This window comes from Pseudanabaena yagii GIHE-NHR1 (genome assembly GCF_012863495.1).
In the GTDB taxonomy this organism is placed as follows: Bacteria; Cyanobacteriota; Cyanobacteriia; order Pseudanabaenales; family Pseudanabaenaceae; genus Pseudanabaena; species Pseudanabaena yagii.
The window spans coordinates 130,914-149,760 of record NZ_JAAVJL010000002.1; the positions used below are offsets into that span (position 1 = coordinate 130,914).

An 18,847-nucleotide genomic window follows, 5' to 3' on the forward strand; every position below is an offset into this window, starting at 1 on the left:
AGTGCTCTGCACTCCTCTTTTTGGCTATTTCAAGTTAATTGCAGGGGTTTTACAAACATCGATGGGATCTAACTCTGCACTCTTACCATCATCATATTCAGCTCTCACGTCAAATACACATCCTGCGTCAGCACCTTTAAAATCTGAACGCTTCCACTCAAAATCAGCTTTTTCGCGATCGGCAAGTGGTGCATCAAGCTCATTAGGTCCCCAATCTTGTTTGCTTGGTGCAGACATATAAATTGCTTTTAAGACTTTACCACTGTTGTTAACAACGGCAATCCGCACTGTATCAGGAGCCTTTTCAGTTTTAGAATCTGCATCTTTGGGACTAGCTGACGCGGAGGGACTAGCTGATGCGGAGGGACTAGCCGTAGGAGACGCAGATGCGGTTGCAGGGCTGGATGGAGAAGCAGAGGGAGATGCAGAGGGCTTGGCACTGCTACTAGGAGTGGCTGATGCCGATGGAGAAGTAGAAGTAGTAGTAGATGTGGTGGTAGTTGTAGGAGTACAAGAAACGGCAGCAACAGAGATACTTGCAGCGATCGCTAGGTTATACAACAAAAAATTTTTCATAAACATCCTCACAGCTTAAACGAAGAAACTATGTTAACAGCCGTAGATCCCATCATGGACAAGAATTAATGTTTATCCATAGATCTATGATCTTTTTCGGTTAAAAGATTATTTATAGCAAAATGAAACAAATAATGATGGGCGGTGCTTCGCGCCGCCCATCATTATTTGTTTGCACTACCGAAAAATGATCCTATTAAGAAGTACTAGAAGTAAATTAATCTATGCTCATTTCAAAACTTCTAGGCTGTAGCATTTTTGATTTTGCCGTAGGCAAAATCAAAAATGCTACAGCTGGTTTTTATCGCGATCGCCATAAACTGCAAACCAAATCATCGTAGGATGTTAAGACTAATGGTGCTTTGCACTACTTAATTTATTCAAGTTTATTCAAGTACTAGAACAAATTCATGGCTCCTCAATTGCGCGTATATGTTCCTCCCCATCCCATCATCCGCCACTGGCTCACCATTGCGCGGGAGAAACATACACCTGTTCCACTATTTCGCACAGCAATGAGCGAGCTTGGGAAATGGCTGACCTATGAGGCAATTCGTGAATTTTTGCCAGTGCAGGAAGTCGATATTGAAACTCCCATAGGAGCCGCCTCAGGACAGCTAATCGATGCTTCTATTCCTTTAGCGCTTGTGCCAATTTTACGGGCAGGATTAGCAATGCTAGAAGGAAGTCAAACCCTCTTGCCAACTGCCAATGTTTTCCATTTGGGATTAGTGCGTAATGAGGAAACCCTTGAGGCTAGCTGCTATCTCAATCGTTTGCCAGAAAGATTTGAGCCACAAACTCGTATTTTCATTGTTGAACCGATGATGGCAACGGGGGGATCGATTATCGCCACTTTGAAATTACTCACAGAGAGAGGAGCCGATCCTGCGTTCATTCGGATTATTAATGCCCTATGTGCGCCACCAGCTTTACAGCTAATCAATCAACAGTTCCCGTCAGTACAAATCTACTCTGCCTGTATTGATGAAGTTGTCAATGAGCAAGGATGGATTGTTCCCGGACTAGGCGATGCTGGCGATCGCTCTTTTGGCACATAGTTTAAAGCATCCCTAAAGGGGATGCTTTAAACCTGAAATATCCATTGACAGTTTCTGCCATTTTCTTTGGCTTGATATAGAGCTTGATCCGCTCTATCAATTAAGTCTTGGGGTAATTCGGAAGCTTGGGGAATAGTGCAGGCAATGCCAAAACTAAGGGTGACATAATCAGCTACCCTGCTATTGCCATGATGAATATTTAAATTTGTTAGCTCTTGACGGATATCTTCAACAATTTGCGAAGCACCTGCCTCATTGGTATTGGGAAGGATAATCACAAATTCCTCCCCGCCATAGCGTGCCACCATATCCGCAGGACGCTTAACCTGACACCGCAGCAACCCAGCTACCTGAAAAAGACAGCGATCGCCTGCGGGATGTCCATAGGTGTCATTGTAATTTTTGAAATAGTCAATATCGCAGAGAATCAAGGAAATGGGATTTTGCTCTCTCAACATTCTCTGCCATTCTTTATGGAAGTATTGATCAAAGCCGCGACGATTAACTATATGGGTTAGCGGATCGGTAATCGCAATTTTCTCTAACTCCTGATTTGCTTTTTGCAATTGTTGGTATAGATGGGATTGCTGAAGAGCGATCGCTACTTGATTGGCTAACTGTTGAATTAATTCAATTTCCGACTGTTGCCATTGCCGAGTTGAAAAACATTGATGAAAAACGAGTAATCCCCATAGCTCATCTTGGCTACTCAATTGGTTCTCAGAATGTCCATGAAAATTAGTCACAATGGGAACGACTAGTTTTGACTTCACGCCCAACCACTTCAAGGTATTAACTAAACAAGCTGACATATGGTCTTGCTCAATATCCACGACACTGCGAATTCGTCCTTGGAGGTATAGATCATGGTGCGATCGCGGAAAAATATCTGTGGGCAATGTATATTGCTGAAGATTTACCACATTTGGGGCATCGGATTCACTGACAATTACGCCTGCGGTGTCTGGCTCAGCCTTGTAGATAAGTGTGCGATCGCTTTGTAAAATTTGTCTCGCCTCAGTGACAGTTGTTAATAAAATTTCATCAAGATCAAGGGATTGCCGAATATGTCGAATTACTACAGCTAATAGTTTTTCCCGTTCTATTTGCTTTCTTAAAGTTAACTCTGCTTGCTGTCTACTTGCAATTTCGGCTTGGAGGATTTGATTTTGATCAATGAGTTTCTGCTTTTGTTTTTGGATCAGCAATTGATTCTTCACTCGCATCAAAACTTCCTGTTCTTGAAAGGGTTTTGTAATATAGTCAACTCCTCCTGCTTCAAAAGCTTTAACCTTGTTACCTAAGTGATCGATCGCGCTAATAAACACTACTGGAATATCACAGGTTTGAGGAGATTCTTTTAACTGTCTACATACCTGATAACCATTTAAGTCAGGCATATTAATATCTAGCAAAATGAGGTCAGGAGGCAATGCTGACACAAACTTTACAGCCATCTTGCCACTAGTAGTCTTACGCACCGAATATCCCTCATTAGTGAGCATACTTGCCAACAATTGCAAATTTTCAAGCGTATTATCAACGATCAAAATGTTGGGATAAGTCTTTATATTGGGATAATTCGTTTGGGCTATCTGTGGAGTCATATTTTTAATGATGATCTCTAGGTTTGTGTTAGTTCCCAAATAGCTTCAAATTAGTAGTTGCAGCACTTTGCGCCGCAACTCTCTTCTGGGTTTTGGTTTTGTCCTAACATAAGTGGCTACTGCTATAAAAACATAAGTGGCTACTGCTATAAAAAGACTTATAAAACGTCTTTAATCTGTATATTGCTATATTTTTTCCGCAAGTTTCAAAATTTTTTGCCAATGTATTTCTGATACAGGCACAACTGAGAGACGACTGATGCGAATGAGGTCAAAACCTTCAAAATCAGGGTCTTGTTTGATTTGGGCAAGGGTGACAGGTTGTTGTAGCGATCGCACTGCTTTGACATCAACGACAGCACGTTTAGGATCATCTAACTTTGGATCAACATAGGGAAGACTTATCACTTCAGCAATGCCCATCGCACGACGCTCATCCCCTGTGTGATAGATCAAGGCTAAATCCTTGGGTTGCATGGTGCGGATATGCTTGAGAGCCAGATTATTATTGACACCATCCCAAATAGTTTGGCGATCGCGTTCGAGATCGGCATAGGAATAGACGTGAGGTTCACTTTTGAGAAGCCAATAAGCCATGATGCCAGTGTTTGAAACTCCATCGCCATTATAAAGCCCCCAAAAACAAAAGAGAATGGTGTTGCAAAGTAACACCATTCTCTTTTGTCAGTCCCGTACGGTAAGCTGCGACATTAAAGTGTATTTAGTAAAACACAAGTAAAAGTTGTGTCGCTTATAATCAGGGATGCCCCATTTAAAATGTTTGATCTAAAACTTGGCATAAAATATTTGCTTAGCCCCTATGCACTGGTCTAAGTAACAAGTTATGCTTTAAGGTCTGCCTTCATGCAAAAAACTGAATGCAAGCTTAAATTTATGGAATGAGCAAAATTCTATCAAGCAGATATTAGCAGTTATCCCACTGTTACTAAGAAGCTTTATTTAGAATTAACAATATGCTGAAACAGTTGTGAGGCAGCGATCGCTTCATAAATCTCAAAAATCTCATAATTTCAACCTATTTTTTTGATAGCAATAAATAATCCGATGGAAGTGAGCCGCGTGAATACAAGTCAGTCTAATCAGTCTGGTCAGTCTGGAACTGCTAATCTTATCCAAGGTCCATCTTGGCTAGTGGAAGAGCGTGATGCCTGTGGAGTGGGCTTTATTGCTGACAAGGAAGGGCGGGCTAGTCATAAAATTCTCAGCAATGCGCTCAAAGCTTTGACTTGTATGGAACATCGTGGCGGCTGTAGTGCAGACCAAGATTCGGGCGACGGTGCTGGTATCATGACCGCAATTCCTTGGGCTTTGTTACAAAAGGAAATTCCCGAAATCGATCCTGCCCATACCGCAGTAGGGATGTTTTTCTTCCCGCAGGAAGGCGATCGCACCGCCACTTGTCGCGAAATTACTGAAAGAATTGCAGAGGAAGAAGGGCTGAAGCTTTTAAAATGGCGTGTTGTGCCTGTGAATCCAGAGGTATTAGGAATTCAGGCTCGCGAAAATCAGCCCCATATTGAGCAAGCTGCCTTTATTGCCGATGCCGATCATCAAAATACCGATCAACTCGAACGCGCCATCTATATCACTCGTCGTCGGATTAAGCTAGAAATTGAAAAGCTTTTCCCCACTGGCGGTAGTAACTTCTACATCGCGTCGCTATCAAATACCACGATTATCTACAAGGGCATGGTGCGATCGGCAATTCTGGATGCCTTTTATGCCGATCTCCAAAATCCTGATTATGTCTCGGCTTACGCCATCTATCACCGTCGCTTTAGCACCAATACTTTACCGAAATGGCCCCTTGCTCAGCCAATGCGGTTTCTCGGTCATAATGGCGAAATCAACACGATGCAGGGGAATACCAATTGGTTCTTAGCGCGTCAAGGCGATCTCTCCCATCCCAATTGGGTTGATGCTAAAGGCGATCGCATTAAGGATCTATTACCAGTTCTCAAGCCCAATGAGAGCGATTCCGCAACATTGGATCACGTTTTTGAGTTGCTGATTGAAACGGGTCATAGTCCCCTCGAAGCAATCATGATCCTTGTGCCAGAAGCCTATGAGAACCAACCAGATTTAAGCGATCGCCCCGAAATTATCGATTTCTATGAATATTACAGTGGCTTGCAAGAGGCTTGGGATGGTCCCGCCTTGCTCGCCTTTAGTGATGGCAAAATCGTTGGTGCAGCGCTGGATCGCAATGGCTTACGTCCTGCCCGTTATGTGATTACTAACGATGGCATGGTGATTGTTAGCTCTGAGGCAGGTACAGTTGATATTCCTGAAGCGGATATCGTCGAGAAGGGTCGTCTTGGTCCTGGACAAACGATCGCAGTTGATCTACAAAGCCATGAGATTTTACATAACTGGGATATTAAGCAACGGGTCGCGACTGCCCATCCCTACGGTGAATGGATTAAGCAGTACCGCAAGAATCTAGAAGCCAAGCCCTTTGCAGAATCCCCTGCCCTTGATGAGCAAACTGTGCTAACTCACCAAACCGCCTTCGGTTACACCCTTGAAGATGTGGAAATGGTGATCGAAGCGATGGCTCAAGACGGTAAGGAGCCAGTTTTCTGTATGGGGGATGATGTGCCACTTGCCTTTCTATCCCAACGTCCTCACCTGCTCTATGACTACTTCAAGCAGCGCTTTGCACAGGTGACGAATCCACCGATCGATCCTCTGCGTGAAGGAACGGTCATGTCCTTGTCCATGTATTTGGGCGAAAGAGCGAATTTACTGCTCGCCACTCCTGAAGCTGCCAATCAAATTAAGATCAGCAGTCCTGTCATTAATGAAACCGAGTTAGAGGAATTGCAGAACTTCGGTTTTGATAATGCCAAACTGGATATGCTCTTTCCTGTCGCTGCGGGCGCGAATGGACTCAAAGATGCGATCGCCAAGTTGACGAATAGTGCCGTTGCCGCAGTGCGTAGTGGAGCAAAGCTACTGATTTTAAGCGATCGCAACTTGAGTGCGGAAAACGCCTATATTCCGCCATTGCTAGCTGTGGGAGCCGTGCATCATCGCCTTTGCGCTGAAGGTATCCGCATGAAAGCTTCGATTGTGGTGGATACGGCTCAATGCTGGAGTACACACCACTTTGCTTGTCTGATTGGTTACGGAGCTAGTGCGATTTGTCCTTACATGGCTTTGGAAACTACACGCCAATGGTGGGGCAAAGCTAAGACCCAAACCCAGATGCAAACTGGTAAAATCAAGTCTTTGACAATTACCCAAGTTCAAGATAGCTACCGCAAGGCAGTTGAAGGTGGCTTATTGAAGATTCTCTCAAAAATGGGAATTTCGCTGCTGTCTAGCTATAGTGGCGCACAAATTTTTGAAGCGATCGGTATTGGCGCAGAAGTGATCGAAACTTCCTTTAAGGGAACGGTTTCCCGTGTCGGTGGTGTCAATTTTGCAGATATTGCTTCGGAATTGCTCAACTTCCATGCTCAAGCCTTCCCTGAATTAAAACAGAAGAAGCTAGAGAACTATGGCTTTGTGCAGTATCGCCCCACGGGTGAGTACCATATGAATAGCCCTGAAATGGCGAAGGCATTGCATAAAGCGGTGGCTGGTGATGGTTATGACCATTATGAGGTTTATCGAACTCAGCTACAGAATCGCACTCCTACAGCATTGCGTGACCTGCTCGAATTTAAGAGCGATCGCCCTAGCATTCCCCTCGACGAAGTAGAAGACGTTTCCGAAATCCTGAAACGCTTCTGTACTGGAGCTATGTCCCTTGGAGCCTTGAGCCGAGAAGCCCATGAAGTATTAGCGATCGCCATGAATCGTGTTGGTGGTAAATCGAACTGTGGTGAAGGCGGCGAAGATCCGATCCGTTATCTGCCAATTAATGATGTGGATGCTAATGGTATTTCGGCAACATTCCCCCACCTCAAGGGCTTGAAGAATGGCGATACGGCGAACTCAGCAATCAAACAGATTGCATCGGGACGCTTTGGTGTCACTCCTTCCTATTTAGTCAGTTCTGACCAATTGGAAATTAAAGTAGCTCAAGGTGCGAAACCAGGAGAAGGCGGACAGCTTCCAGGTCCTAAGGTCAGTAGCTATATTGCGATGTTGCGAAACTCCAAACCGGGGGTATCGCTAATCTCACCTCCTCCCCACCATGACATCTATTCCATCGAAGATCTTGCACAGCTAATTTACGATCTACATCAGATCAATCCCACTGCTAAGGTTTCCGTAAAGCTAGTATCGGAAATCGGCATCGGCACGATCGCAGCGGGTGTGGCTAAAGCTAATGCGGACATCATCCAAATCTCTGGTTACGATGGTGGTACAGGCGCATCACCCTTGAGTTCGATTAAGCACGCTGGCTCACCTTGGGAACTGGGTTTAGCGGAAGTACATACATCGCTAATGGTGAACAAATTGCGCGATCGCGTATTACTGCGCGTCGATGGAGGCTTTAAAACTGGTTGGGATGTGGCGATCGCGGCTCTCCTTGGTGGTGAAGAATACGGCTTTGGTACGGCGGCGATGATTGCTGAAGGTTGCATCATGGCTCGCGTTTGCCACACAAATAAATGTCCAGTCGGCGTAACTTCCCAATTAGAGCAGTTCCGCAAGCGCTTCCCCGGTACTCCTGAGCATGTGGTCAACTTCCTCTATTTCGTTGCCGAAGAAGTGCGCCAAATCCTTGCCAAACTCGGTTATAAATCCCTCAAAGAGATTATCGGACGCTCCGATCTCCTCGCTAAGCGGCAGGACTTGAAGCTAGCGAAACTTGACCTCAATCAAGTTGATCTCGGCTGTTTGATTAATCTGCCTGATACAAAGAGCGATCGCAGTTGGTTAGAGCATTCTCCAACTTCCCACAGTAACGGTGCAGTGCTTGATGACGAAATCTTGGCGGATTTAGCAGTGCAACAGGCGATCGCTAATCAAACTGACCTCAACAAAACCTACAAGATTGTCAATACCGATCGCTCTGTCGGTGCAAGAGTATCAGGAGCGATCGCCAAGAAATACGGTAATTCTGGGCTGGCAAGTCACCTCAATCTTGAATTCGTTGGCGCAGCAGGTCAGAGCTTTGGTGCATTCAACATCAATGGCGTAAATCTGTCAGTCATCGGTGAAGCCAACGACTACATCGGCAAAGGCATCAACGGCGGTACGATTAGCATCAAGCCTAGCCCTGAAAGTACCTTCAATCCTGCCGATAATTCCATCGTCGGTAACACCTGTCTCTATGGTGCAACGGGTGGCTATCTATTCGTAAATGGACGTGCTGGCGAACGCTTTGGTGTCCGTAACTCTGGAGCAAAGGCAGTTGTCGAAGGCACAGGCGATCACTGTTGCGAATATATGACTGGCGGCGTAATCGTGGTTCTCGGAACTACGGGTCGCAACGTTGGTGCAGGTATGACAGGTGGTATTGCCTACTTCCTCGATATCGACGGTAAGTTCAAAGAGCGCCTCAGCCAAGAAGTTCTCAAAGTCCAAAGAGTTAGCACTGCCGCAGGTGAAAATCAACTTAAGGAATTGATTCAATCTAGCTATGAGTATACTGGCAGTTCTAGAGCTAAGGAAATTCTCGATAACTGGTCAACCTATCTACCTAAGTTCTGGCAAGTTGTCCCTCCCTCAGAACAAAATAGCCCTGAAGCAACGGATGCAGTTCCTGTAGCCGCAACAGTTTAGTTCATGAAATTACAACCTGTGACGCAGGCTCAGCCTGCGTCACAGGTTGTAATTACTTATTTTAAAACGTAAGTAGTCATTTCCCCTTTGCCTTTGATGACGACCCGATCGCGTACTTCAAAATGATAGCGATCGCGTAAATATTGATAGGTACTTTCAGAAACTTGAATACAGCCTGCAATTCCGTGAGATTCCATGCGGCTAGCAGTATTGACGGTATCACCCCAAAGATCGTAAGTAAATTTTTTGATGCCAATTACACCAGCCACAACTGGCCCCGAACTAATACCAATGCGGATTTTGAGATTTTGGTGACATTCTTGATTGAAAAGATTTAATTCCTTTTGCATAGCGATCGCCATTTCTATAGCTGCTTGAGCATGATTATCCTGAGCAAAAGGTAGTCCTGCTACTGCCATATAGGCATCACCAATGGTTTTAATTTTTTCTAATCCATATTGCTCGGCAAGACGATCAAAGCGGGAAAATATTTGATTGAGAAAGCCTACGACTTCTTCAGGAGGTATTTGGCTCGAAAGTACTGTAAACCCAACAATATCGGCGAATAAAACGCTTACTTCTTGGAAGTTGTCAGCAATTAGATCAGATTCTAGTTTTAAACGATCGGCGATCGACTGTGGCAGAACATTGAGCAGTAAACGTTCCGAGCGTTCTTTCTGTTCTTCTAATTCCTTTTTAGCGATGAATTCACTCTGTTGTAAACGTTCGTATAAATAGACTGATAAATCCCCCATGATACAAATCCAGCCAATAAACATGAAAATCAGAGAAATGGGTAGGATCAATTTCCCTAAAGTGAGGTGATTGCTCAGTCCAAAAATATCGCTCACGCTATAGCCAAAGTAATTACTAATCAAAAAGTAGTTAACAAAGGTAAATAGCTGTATGGCTAAATGTAAATGCCAGCACACAGGTACAAGAGTGGCTTGGGCAACAAATACCAATACCCAAGGTATGAAAAATGGTGCAATAATCCCTGCTGATGACGCATTAATCTGCATCGTTAATGTAATCAGGGTCGGGACAATGAAGAAGATGGGATAAACGTAGTTATTAGCAAAGCGTGATCGCAATAGTAAGAACACTGCGATGAACACAATCTCAAGAGTTAAATCCAATGCAAGGCTAATGTCAGTTTTGAGCGGAATATCCCCTTTATTCCCTATTAGGGCAAATACCATAAAGCTCAAAATGCAAACTGCCGCGATCGCAGTGACAATCTGTAATCTCTTTCGCACAAATTGCGATCGCCACCGCAGATACTCAGCATTCATAGTTTTTAGATTATGGAATAGCAATCTATTTACACACTTTATTGCAAATTGGGAAAAGATGGGTGATGCAAAGCATCACCCATCTTTATCTCTATGAGTTGTATTACAAATTTATAATTTGCCGTAAGTGTAATTTGTCGTAAGCTTGAGAAGACTGCTTTAAGATAAATCGTGAATTTAGATAAATATCATCCTTGGTTGCAACCTGAACTAGTGCAACATATTCAGCGCCTCTGCTATAGCTTTCAGCATTGGGCTGGAACCCCATTAATCCTAACAACTAGCAATAATTCATCCTTAGAAATCGCCAATTTACTGTTTAATGCAGATTTTGTGGTAGTTTCTCACGGTACTCAAGCCGATCCAATTCTGAACTATGGAAATCAAAAGGCTCTCGAACTCTGGAAAATGGATTGGCAAACTTTCACATCTACACCATCACGCTATACGGCTGAGCCTGTCGAACGGAGTGAAAGAGAGAAACTTTTAGCACAGGCAAAGTCTCAAGGCTACATCAGCAACTATCGTGGTATTCGGATTGCTAGTAATGGCGATCGCTTTTATATTAATCAAGCAATTATCTGGAATATTGTCGATCAAGAGGGTAAACTCTGGGGACAAGCTGCAACTTTTCAAAATTGGGAAGCAATACAATAAAGATGCGATAATCGCGATAGCCCCAATAAAAAAGGAGCAAGAATAAATGACAATAGCGATCGCCCCAAAAACGACTCTATATGAGTGTGACCTTAATCTGTGGGTTGAAGATCAGATCACTAAGTTAAAAGCTGGCGATCTGCAAAATCTTGATATTGAACATTATAATAGAGGAACTTGAGGGTTTGGCTGAGAGGTTTCTTTTCCTGATACATGGCAGTTTAATCGTGACATTGACTCAATGCTAAGTGCTTATTTCTGGGAGTAGCGATTATTGTTTCTATTGAGAATAAAGTCAATAACTCATCGGTTTGTATCCTAATTGATTCTATTCTCAATTGTGATAGAACTCACTTAAGGATAACTAATTTACTGTTTTTGGGTAGATATGGCGCGGGCTTTGCCCGCGCCATATCTACTTGATGGGGAATTACTATATGAGTTGGATTTGTTTACATGATTAAGTTCCCAAAAAGATAAGTTCAGCTTGTTACAGAATGTACTTTTAACTTGTGTTTTCTATAGATATGATGATCGTTAATTGAAGCTTAGGGACTTGACAAGAAAAAAAGTACCATCGAGTTTGTATGGCTTCGACTTTGCTCAGCCAACTTTGGCTGAGCAAAGTCGAAGCCGTAGGTACTTTAATTAATCGCAAGTTCCTTATGGATTCCAGATCAACCTCATATTCTTAAATCTAGATAAATATTGAGCTAAGCTCGTTGTCATTGCTTTAGCTTAATAGAAACATTCAGAAACCCAAGACTTCGCTAAGTATCGAACAATACAGTGAAAACAATATGCTGGAATACCTTCCGCCATTAAATGAACATAACTTGCCATATCCCGACACAATTCATCCAATTGTGGTGCATTTTGTGATTGCGATGGTGTTATTTGCCGTAGTATGCGATGCGATCGGCTATTTCACGCGCAATCCTCGATTTTACGAAGTTAGCTGGTGGAATTTCTTCTTCGCTACCATTTCCATCTTTATTGCCATTGTTTTTGGACAAATTGAAGCAGGACTTGCCGAACCTTATAGTGTAGTAGAACCTACGTTAAACCTCCATACCATCATCGGTTGGTCACTTTCAGGAATCATTGCCGCGATTACAGGATGGAGATACGTCTTGCGTGTCCGTGATCCCAAGACTCTACCGATATCTTTCCTAGGTGTAGGTGTACTATTAACAGGAATAGTTCTATTTCAAGTTTATTTGGGTGATTTATTGGTTTGGGTCTATGGACTGCATACGATTCCAGTAGTGGAAGCATTTAGAGAAGGTGGTTTGAAATGATTGCAACATTAATTGATCAATTACATAGTCAATTGGGACTAAATGGCTTGCCCTATGCCATTCCGATACATCCGAATTTAGTGCATCTGACCTTGGGATTGTTTATTGTGGCGATCGGCTTCGATATTGTGGGCGTATTTTTCGTTTTGGAAAAGCCTCTATTCAAATTTATGGCAATTCCTGCGGCAAGGTCGAATTTTTTTGATGTTGGTTGGTACAACATGGTCGCGGCAGCGATCGTCACCTTCTTTACAGTTGCGGCTGGTTTTTACGAAATATTGCTTGCGTCACCTGATGAGAATGTCAAGAGCGCTTGGGGTTTACAAGCGATGGAGACAATGCTCTGGCATGGTGTTGGAGGCGTAATTTTATTAACTCTAATTGTGGGCATGACCGTTTGGCGTGGCTTTCAGCGTTTCCTCTGGCGCAAGGATATGGGTCAACAGGTGCAGTGGAGCTATTTGCTTGCAGGATTGGTGATTTTTGCGATCATGTTTGTGCATGGGACTTTGGGTGCACAGCTTGCCTCGGAGTTTGGGGTACATATCACCGCCGATCGCCTGTTACGTTTAGGTCAAGATCTGAATTCGTTATAGGGAGATCTATGAAACTACGCACGATTTTAATTTTAAGTGGGATTGCGATCGCGATCGCCCTGATTAGTCTCTGGATGGGACAGCAAGCCTACACTTGGTTTCCGCCGCAAGCTTCCGCCGAATCAATTTTAGTGGATAACCTATTTAGCTTTTTGGTGACCTTAGGTACTTTCATCTTTCTGGGGGTAATTGGCACTCTCAGCTACTCAGTTCTATTTCAACGCGCTGATAAATATGACTCTAGCGATGGCCCCCCTATCGAAGGGAATGTGAAGCTGGAAATCATCTGGACAGCGATTCCCATAGCCCTAGTGATTTGGATTGCGGGATATAGCTATCAAATCTATGACCAGATGTCAATTTTAGGACCAATGGAACATGTGCATATGATGGCGGCGGCTCAGGCAGCACCGATGGATCAAGATAAAGTTGCAACTACGGAAAATATTGATACAGAAAATATTGATGTAATTGCGCGGCAATGGTCATGGGAATTTCGCTACGGCAATGTTAATAGCACAGAATTACATTTACCCAATAATCGGCGGATTAAGCTCACCCTCCATTCCGAAGATGTCCTGCATGGCTTTTACGTTCCTGCCTTTCGGGTGAAGCAAGATGTAATTCCCGGACGGGATATTGATTTTGAATTTACGCCGATTCGGGAAGGGAAATATCGTCTGCGCGATTCTGAATATAGCGGTACTTACTTTGCATCCATGCAAACCGATGTCGTGGTGGAATCACCTGAAGCCTATCAACAATGGCTAGCAGATGCGGCAAAGCGATCGCCGATCGCTGCTTACAATCCAGCCTCTGCCGAATACAAAAAACGTAGCAACAACCAATGGAAGATAGTTGTGCCTGCGGCTCCCCCTGTAGTTAATTACTCTAATTCTCAAGCGAGTGCTTTATGACCAATATTTCTGTTGAGGCGATCGCCGATCTGCCACCACATTCTGAAAAACCTGAAGATTGGAAACGCTTTTTTGGTTTCAGTACCGATCATAAAGTGATTGGCATTCAGTATTTAGTTACTTCCTTCTTTTTCTTTTTAGTCGGTGGTTTGTTTGCGATGATCGTGCGCGGCGAACTGATTACTCCTGAAGCCGATCTACTTGATCGCGCAGTTTATAACGCCATGTTCACCATGCATGGCACGGTGATGTTGTTTCTCTGGACATTTCCCTCCCTCTTAGGACTATCCAATTATCTTGTGCCATTGATGATTGGAGCAAAGGATATGGCTTTTCCGCGTTTAAATGCGGTTGCCTTTTGGATGGTTCCTGTATTTGGGATTATTCTCATGGCAAGCTTTTTCGTGCCTGGAGGACCTTCGCAGTCAGGTTGGTGGGCTTATCCTCCCGTTAGTTTGCAAAATCCTACGGGTAATCTGATCAATGGTCAGTTTCTCTGGTTGTTAGCCGTTGCTCTTTCAGGTATCTCTTCGATTATGGGTGGGATCAACTTCGTGACCACCATTTTTAGAATGCGTGCCCCGGGCATGACTTGGTTTCGGATGCCATTGTTTGTATGGGCAGTACTGTCAGCACAGATCATTCAGCTATTTGGTTTACCTGCTCTAACCGCAGGGGCAGTCATGCTCTTATCCGATCTCACCTTTGGAACTAGCTTCTTTGATCCCGCCAAAGGTGGTGATCCCGTTCTCTTTCAACATTTTTTCTGGTTCTATTCTCACCCCGCAGTTTATGTAATCATCCTGCCCATCTTCGGCGTGTTTTCCGAAATATTCCCCGTCTATGCGCGGAAACCTCTATTTGGTTACAAAGTTGTCGCTGTTTCTTCCCTATTGATTACGGGATTAAGCGGCATCGTTTGGGTGCATCACATGTATGCAAGCGGTACGCCTAGCTGGATGAGGATGATCTTCATGGCAACGACGATGATGATTTCCGTTCCCACAGGAATTAAGGTATTCGCATGGGTGGCAACAATTTGGGGCGGCAAAATCAGGCTAAATACAGCGATGCTGTTTGGTCTAGGCGGCTTAACGATGTTCGTATTCGCAGGAATTACGGGAATCATGCTTGCTTCGGTTCCCGTTGATATTCACGTTAACAATACTTACTTCGTAGTCGGACATTTCCATTATGTAATCTATGGCGCAGTGGTCATGGGAATGTATGCCGCGATCTACCATTGGTTCCCGAAGATGACAGGAAGGATGTATTCCGAAGGTTTAGGAAAATTACATTTCATCCTCACCTTCATCGGTACGAATGCCTGTTTCTTCCCCATGCATCCCCTCGGTTTGCAGGGAATGCCCCGCCGTGTCGCTTCCTACGATCCCGAATTCGCCTTTTGGAATGTAATCGCCAGTTTAGGTGGCTTTCTCTTAGGAATTTCCACTTTGCCATTTTTGTTAAATATGATCGGCTCTTGGGTACAGGGCGAAAAGGCTCCCAAAAATCCTTGGCGGGCGATCGGTTTGGAATGGCTAGTTTCTTCGCCACCATCCCATGAGAACTTTGAAGAGTTACCGATTGTAATTTCGGAACCCTATGGCTATGGCAAAGATGAACCCTTAGTTTCTAATCCTGATGCATTGGAGGTAGCTCATGCAACCAATTAATCCTGCTGTCGATCCAGCGATCGCTAATCTAGAAGTTTCCCATAGCGCCGCGCACCAAGAACATCAAGACAATCGCCTATTCGGTTTTATTGTCTTTCTGCTCTCTGAAAGCGTCATCTTCTTGAGCTTTTTCGCTGCCTATATCGTTTACAAAACCACTTCCCTCGATTGGCTGCCAGTGGGAGTAACAGGCTTAGAAATTAAAGATCCTGCCATTAACACAGTGGTTCTAGTTTCCAGCAGTTTCACAATCTACCTCGCCGAAAAATTCCTCCATAAACAGAATCTCTGGGGCTTTCGCGCTTTTTGGTTATTAACGATCGCGATGGGTAGTTACTTCCTCTATGGTCAAGCTGTGGAGTGGAGTGGCTTAGCCTTTGGTTTTGGTGATGGCGTGTTTGGCGGTAGTTTCTATTTGCTAACTGGTTTTCACGGGCTGCACGTTTTAACGGGTGTACTGTTGCAGCTAATCATGTTAGTGCGATCGTTCCTTCCCAATGAATTTAGCAAGAGTTTGTATGGCATTGAGGCAACTTCGCTATTCTGGCATTTTGTCGATGTGATTTGGATTGCGTTGTTTACGTTGATTTATATCTGGCAATGATTATGGGCTATTGGCTGTTAGCGATTAGCTTTTAGCCTTTAGCTTTTTTAACTTGATTTAGTTCTCTCTACATTTTTTAAATAAATATCTATCTGCATTCCATAAAAAGCTAATAGCTAATAGCTAACAGCTATTAGCTATTAGCTTTTTCCAAACAAGGAGAAACCAATGATTATTGATGACCATTATTACGATGTGATTATTGTGGGAACTGGTGCAGGTGGTGGAACCCTTGCCTATAAACTCGCTTCCACAGGCAAGAAAATTCTGATTCTGGAACGTGGTGACTTTATGCCCCTCGAAGAACAGAATCGCAGTAATATCGATATTTTTCAGCGCGATCGCTACCATGCTCCTGAACAATGGTACGACCACACAGGCGAGCCATTTTCACCACAGACTAACTATGTGATCGGTGGCAATACCAAAATCTATGGTGCGGCTCTCTTGCGGCGGCGCGAAAAGGACTTTGAAGAAGTCACCCATCAAGCAGGAATTTCCCCCGCATGGTGCGTAAAGTATGACGAATTTGAGCCTTACTATACCGAAGCCGAAAATCTCTATAAGGTGCATGGCAAGGCAAATTCTGACAGCACCGAACCAACTCACAGCGCTGATTATCCCTATCCTGCGGTCAGTCATGAGCCTGAGATTCAGAAGATCTATGAGGCGATCGCTAATCAAGGTTTGCATCCATCGACAATTCCCCTCGGCTTGACCCGTCAAGAGGATGACCCCACTAGCGACTCTGAAGAAAGTTGCCTCGTCCCTTCCTTGAAATCGGCAAATGTCACCTTAAAAACCCAAGCCAAAGTAGTCAGTCTCCATACCAATCCATCAGGGCGATCGGTGAAGGGAGTAGAAGCAGAAGTGGGCGGACAGTCCTATCTCTTTTTAGGTGATATCATCGTGCTTGCCTGTGGCGCGATTAATTCGGCGGCGCTACTGTTGCGATCGGCAAATGATTCCCATCCCAAAGGGCTTGCCAATAGCTCCGATCAAGTGGGACGGAATTTGATGAAAAGCCTGTTGTCATCGGTAGTCCAACTCAGCACTAAGCCCAATAACGGCTCCTTCCAAAAGTCGATCTATGTAAATGATTTCTATTGGGGTGATGCGGATTTCCCCTATCCCATGGGGCATATTCAGAACTCTGGCGGACTACTCACCGACATCATTTTTGCAGAATCTCCGCCTGTATTCTCGATTGTGGCGAAGCTCATGCCCAACTTTGGACTGAAGCAGTTAGCCACCCATTCCATCGGCTGGTGGGTGCAAACGGAGGATTTGCCAGACTCAAATAATCGGGTGCGTTGGGAAAACAACAGAATCCATATCGATTACAATCCCAACAATATGGAAGCCCACGATCGCTTAATTTATCGCTGGACTGATGTGTTAAAAAACATCGAAAAGTCCCTAGATGGCTTCCGCACTGGCTTCCTGCATCCCCGTTCCGAATCGCCTTTGCAAGTGGTCGCCAATCAATGTGGAACCTGTCGCTTTGGTAATGATCCTGCAACTTCCGTTTTAGATCGCGATTGCCGCACCCACGATCTCGATAATCTCTATGTTGTCGATGGCAGTTTCTTTCCATCTAATGCGGCGGTGAGTCCTGCTTTGACGATTATTGCTAATGCTCTAAGAGTAGGCGATCGGTTAATCGAGCGATTGAAATAGTTAGATTGTTTATCTCAACAGGGTATTTATACAGAAAGTAAACAATCTGTCTATATACCCTAAAATCTATATAAGCAAGAAATTTAAGCCTATCTTGCGATAACGAAACTTTGCAGTTCATTCCTTGAGGTAAAAAATCAAAGTGTCATACTTGATTCCGACTATTCCTAACTTTGACTCATTAAATCTTGTGGACTTGCAAGAGAATAAACTTTCTAATAAAGACAAGAATTTATTTTATTCCTTTACACAACATTTAATAGATGTTTACAAGGAGGGAAATCTTGTGTTTATATATCGAGGTGAATCATTTAAGGGACTTCGCAAGAAACTATTCTCAAGTAATGGAGATTTCTCTAGGAGGAAATTATATGAGCGTCTATTTATTGTTGGAGATAAAGCAAGGCATTTTTTCATGGATAAATTTGAAGACTCTGATAATAGAAGATGTCTTACTAATATTAAAGATTGTTCTGATGACACATTTGACTTTATATTTGAGCGCATAGAAAAAGTTCTATCTGCTCCAAATCTAGAATCTAGAATTCATCAATCTTGTTCAACTAGATTTTTGCAGTATTTTCGTGATAGAAGTAACCATGATGAGTTTATAAAATCAATAAATTCTTGTACTAAACTTAATGCTAAAAATAGGTTGAATTTACGAGATTACTATTTGTTCTTTCTGCATATTGCAGGTTCTTCAGGGATACGTAAAGAAACAATGTTAGTTTCTTCAAGTTTATCCATTGAGGTTGCCGAAAGTTTTGCAAAAGATGACCCGATCATCATATACGGATTTATACCTCAGCCATATCATAATTTTGTAGTTTCTCCATGGTTAACTTCTGAATATCATAAGATTGCTTTAAGAAACAGCTTGCCAACATATCAAACATTTGGATTATTCCCAAAACAGATCGAAATTTCCGTTAAGGGTGCTTTATTTCCATGTTTTATACTAGGAGTCCAACAAATTGAGAATAAAAGTTTTGTTATTAATCCTCATATTCTTAATATTAAAAGTCCTAATAAAGCAAGTAAGTATGGTATTCCAGTTAAACAAAAAGATTTTATGAAAAGTATTTTAGCTTCAAAATACATGCGTTTTATTTCAACAGATATTCAAGGCAATTTTGAGCAAACCGAAATATACCGTTAAAAATTTCAA

15 protein-coding genes are annotated in these 18,847 nt (G+C 43.4%); 11 read left to right on the forward strand and 4 right to left on the reverse strand.

The window, feature by feature from the left end; translation table 11 throughout:
- Positions 1–24 precede the first annotated feature (24 nt).
- Positions 25–576, reverse strand: coding sequence for a hypothetical protein (locus tag HC246_RS17435; protein WP_169364744.1), 552 nt, complete (start codon positions 574–576; stop codon positions 25–27).
- Positions 577–986: 410 nt separating this feature from the next.
- On the opposite strand from HC246_RS17435, the gene upp reads away from it, so the two are divergent.
- A complete protein-coding gene (upp, locus tag HC246_RS17440; RefSeq protein ID WP_169364745.1) occupies positions 987–1,637 on the forward strand; it encodes a uracil phosphoribosyltransferase in 651 nt (216 codons plus the stop codon).
- A gap of 26 nt (positions 1,638–1,663) precedes the next feature.
- On the opposite strand, the gene HC246_RS17445 is transcribed toward upp, so the two are convergent.
- Both HC246_RS17445 and HC246_RS17450 read right to left on the reverse strand, forming a co-directional pair.
- Positions 1,664–3,244, reverse strand: coding sequence for a diguanylate cyclase domain-containing protein (locus tag HC246_RS17445; RefSeq protein ID WP_169364746.1), 1,581 nt, complete (start codon positions 3,242–3,244; stop codon positions 1,664–1,666).
- A gap of 186 nt (positions 3,245–3,430) precedes the next feature.
- Entirely contained in the window at positions 3,431–3,841 is a 411-nt protein-coding gene (locus HC246_RS17450; protein ID WP_169364747.1) for an EVE domain-containing protein, read from the reverse strand.
- Positions 3,842–4,309: 468 nt separating this feature from the next.
- Between HC246_RS17450 and gltB the strand changes: the two genes are divergently transcribed.
- Positions 4,310–8,950, forward strand: a complete 4,641-nt coding sequence (gltB, locus tag HC246_RS17455; protein ID WP_169364748.1) for a glutamate synthase large subunit — start codon at positions 4,310–4,312, stop codon at positions 8,948–8,950.
- Positions 8,951–9,006: 56 nt separating this feature from the next.
- On the opposite strand, the gene HC246_RS17460 is transcribed toward gltB, so the two are convergent.
- On the reverse strand, positions 9,007–10,245 hold the full coding sequence (locus HC246_RS17460) for an adenylate/guanylate cyclase domain-containing protein (protein ID WP_169364749.1): 1,239 nt from the start codon (positions 10,243–10,245) through the stop codon (positions 9,007–9,009).
- A gap of 171 nt (positions 10,246–10,416) precedes the next feature.
- Between HC246_RS17460 and HC246_RS17465 the strand changes: the two genes are divergently transcribed.
- The 9 genes from HC246_RS17465 (at position 10,417) to HC246_RS17505 (ending at position 18,838) form a co-directional block, all read left to right on the forward strand.
- Complete coding sequence (locus tag HC246_RS17465; protein ID WP_169364750.1) at positions 10,417–10,902, forward strand: MEKHLA domain-containing protein; 486 nt, start codon at positions 10,417–10,419, stop codon at positions 10,900–10,902.
- 46 nt (positions 10,903–10,948) lie between these two features.
- Positions 10,949–11,083: a DUF29 family protein gene (locus HC246_RS17470; protein WP_225903044.1), complete on the forward strand. Its 135-nt coding sequence runs from the start codon at positions 10,949–10,951 to the stop codon at positions 11,081–11,083.
- 619 nt (positions 11,084–11,702) lie between these two features.
- Positions 11,703–12,203, forward strand: coding sequence for a DUF2231 domain-containing protein (locus HC246_RS17475; protein WP_169364751.1), 501 nt, complete (start codon positions 11,703–11,705; stop codon positions 12,201–12,203).
- Positions 12,200–12,799, forward strand: a complete 600-nt coding sequence (locus tag HC246_RS17480; protein WP_169364752.1) for a DUF2231 domain-containing protein — start codon at positions 12,200–12,202, stop codon at positions 12,797–12,799. Before HC246_RS17475 ends, HC246_RS17480 begins: the two co-directional genes overlap by 4 nt.
- 8 nt (positions 12,800–12,807) lie before the next feature.
- On the forward strand, positions 12,808–13,716 hold the full coding sequence (locus HC246_RS17485; RefSeq protein WP_169364753.1) for a cytochrome c oxidase subunit II: 909 nt from the start codon (positions 12,808–12,810) through the stop codon (positions 13,714–13,716).
- Complete coding sequence (gene ctaD / locus HC246_RS17490; protein WP_169364754.1) at positions 13,713–15,392, forward strand: cytochrome c oxidase subunit I; 1,680 nt, start codon at positions 13,713–13,715, stop codon at positions 15,390–15,392. The genes HC246_RS17485 and ctaD overlap by 4 nt, the downstream gene beginning before the upstream one ends.
- Positions 15,379–15,996 carry a cytochrome c oxidase subunit 3 gene (locus HC246_RS17495; protein WP_169364755.1) on the forward strand — a complete coding sequence of 206 codons (618 nt, stop codon included), beginning with the start codon at positions 15,379–15,381 and terminating at the stop codon, positions 15,994–15,996. Before ctaD ends, HC246_RS17495 begins: the two co-directional genes overlap by 14 nt.
- Positions 15,997–16,164: 168 nt before the next feature.
- Positions 16,165–17,676 (forward strand): GMC oxidoreductase, encoded by a 1,512-nt coding sequence (locus HC246_RS17500; protein WP_169364756.1) that lies wholly within the window; start codon positions 16,165–16,167, stop codon positions 17,674–17,676.
- A gap of 190 nt (positions 17,677–17,866) precedes the next feature.
- On the forward strand, positions 17,867–18,838 hold the full coding sequence (locus HC246_RS17505) for a hypothetical protein (RefSeq protein ID WP_169364757.1): 972 nt from the start codon (positions 17,867–17,869) through the stop codon (positions 18,836–18,838).
- Positions 18,839–18,847: the final 9 nt, after the last annotated feature.

What these genes read in the sequence shown, in the direction of transcription:
- HC246_RS17435 (WP_169364744.1), bottom strand. Translation starts at nt 576, where the DNA reads ATGAAAAATTTTTTGTTGTATAACCTAGCGATCGCTGCAAGTATCTCT.
- upp (WP_169364745.1), top strand. Translation starts at nt 987, where the DNA reads ATGGCTCCTCAATTGCGCGTATATGTTCCTCCCCATCCCATCATCCGC.
- HC246_RS17445 (WP_169364746.1), bottom strand. Translation starts at nt 3,244, where the DNA reads ATGACTCCACAGATAGCCCAAACGAATTATCCCAATATAAAGACTTAT.
- HC246_RS17450 (WP_169364747.1), bottom strand. Translation starts at nt 3,841, where the DNA reads ATGGCTTATTGGCTTCTCAAAAGTGAACCTCACGTCTATTCCTATGCC.
- gltB (WP_169364748.1), top strand. Translation starts at nt 4,310, where the DNA reads ATGGAAGTGAGCCGCGTGAATACAAGTCAGTCTAATCAGTCTGGTCAG.
- HC246_RS17460 (WP_169364749.1), bottom strand. Translation starts at nt 10,245, where the DNA reads ATGAATGCTGAGTATCTGCGGTGGCGATCGCAATTTGTGCGAAAGAGA.
- HC246_RS17470 (WP_225903044.1), top strand. Translation starts at nt 10,949, where the DNA reads ATGACAATAGCGATCGCCCCAAAAACGACTCTATATGAGTGTGACCTT.
- HC246_RS17475 (WP_169364751.1), top strand. Translation starts at nt 11,703, where the DNA reads ATGCTGGAATACCTTCCGCCATTAAATGAACATAACTTGCCATATCCC.
- HC246_RS17480 (WP_169364752.1), top strand. Translation starts at nt 12,200, where the DNA reads ATGATTGCAACATTAATTGATCAATTACATAGTCAATTGGGACTAAAT.
- HC246_RS17485 (WP_169364753.1), top strand. Translation starts at nt 12,808, where the DNA reads ATGAAACTACGCACGATTTTAATTTTAAGTGGGATTGCGATCGCGATC.
- ctaD (WP_169364754.1), top strand. Translation starts at nt 13,713, where the DNA reads ATGACCAATATTTCTGTTGAGGCGATCGCCGATCTGCCACCACATTCT.
- HC246_RS17495 (WP_169364755.1), top strand. Translation starts at nt 15,379, where the DNA reads ATGCAACCAATTAATCCTGCTGTCGATCCAGCGATCGCTAATCTAGAA.
- HC246_RS17500 (WP_169364756.1), top strand. Translation starts at nt 16,165, where the DNA reads ATGATTATTGATGACCATTATTACGATGTGATTATTGTGGGAACTGGT.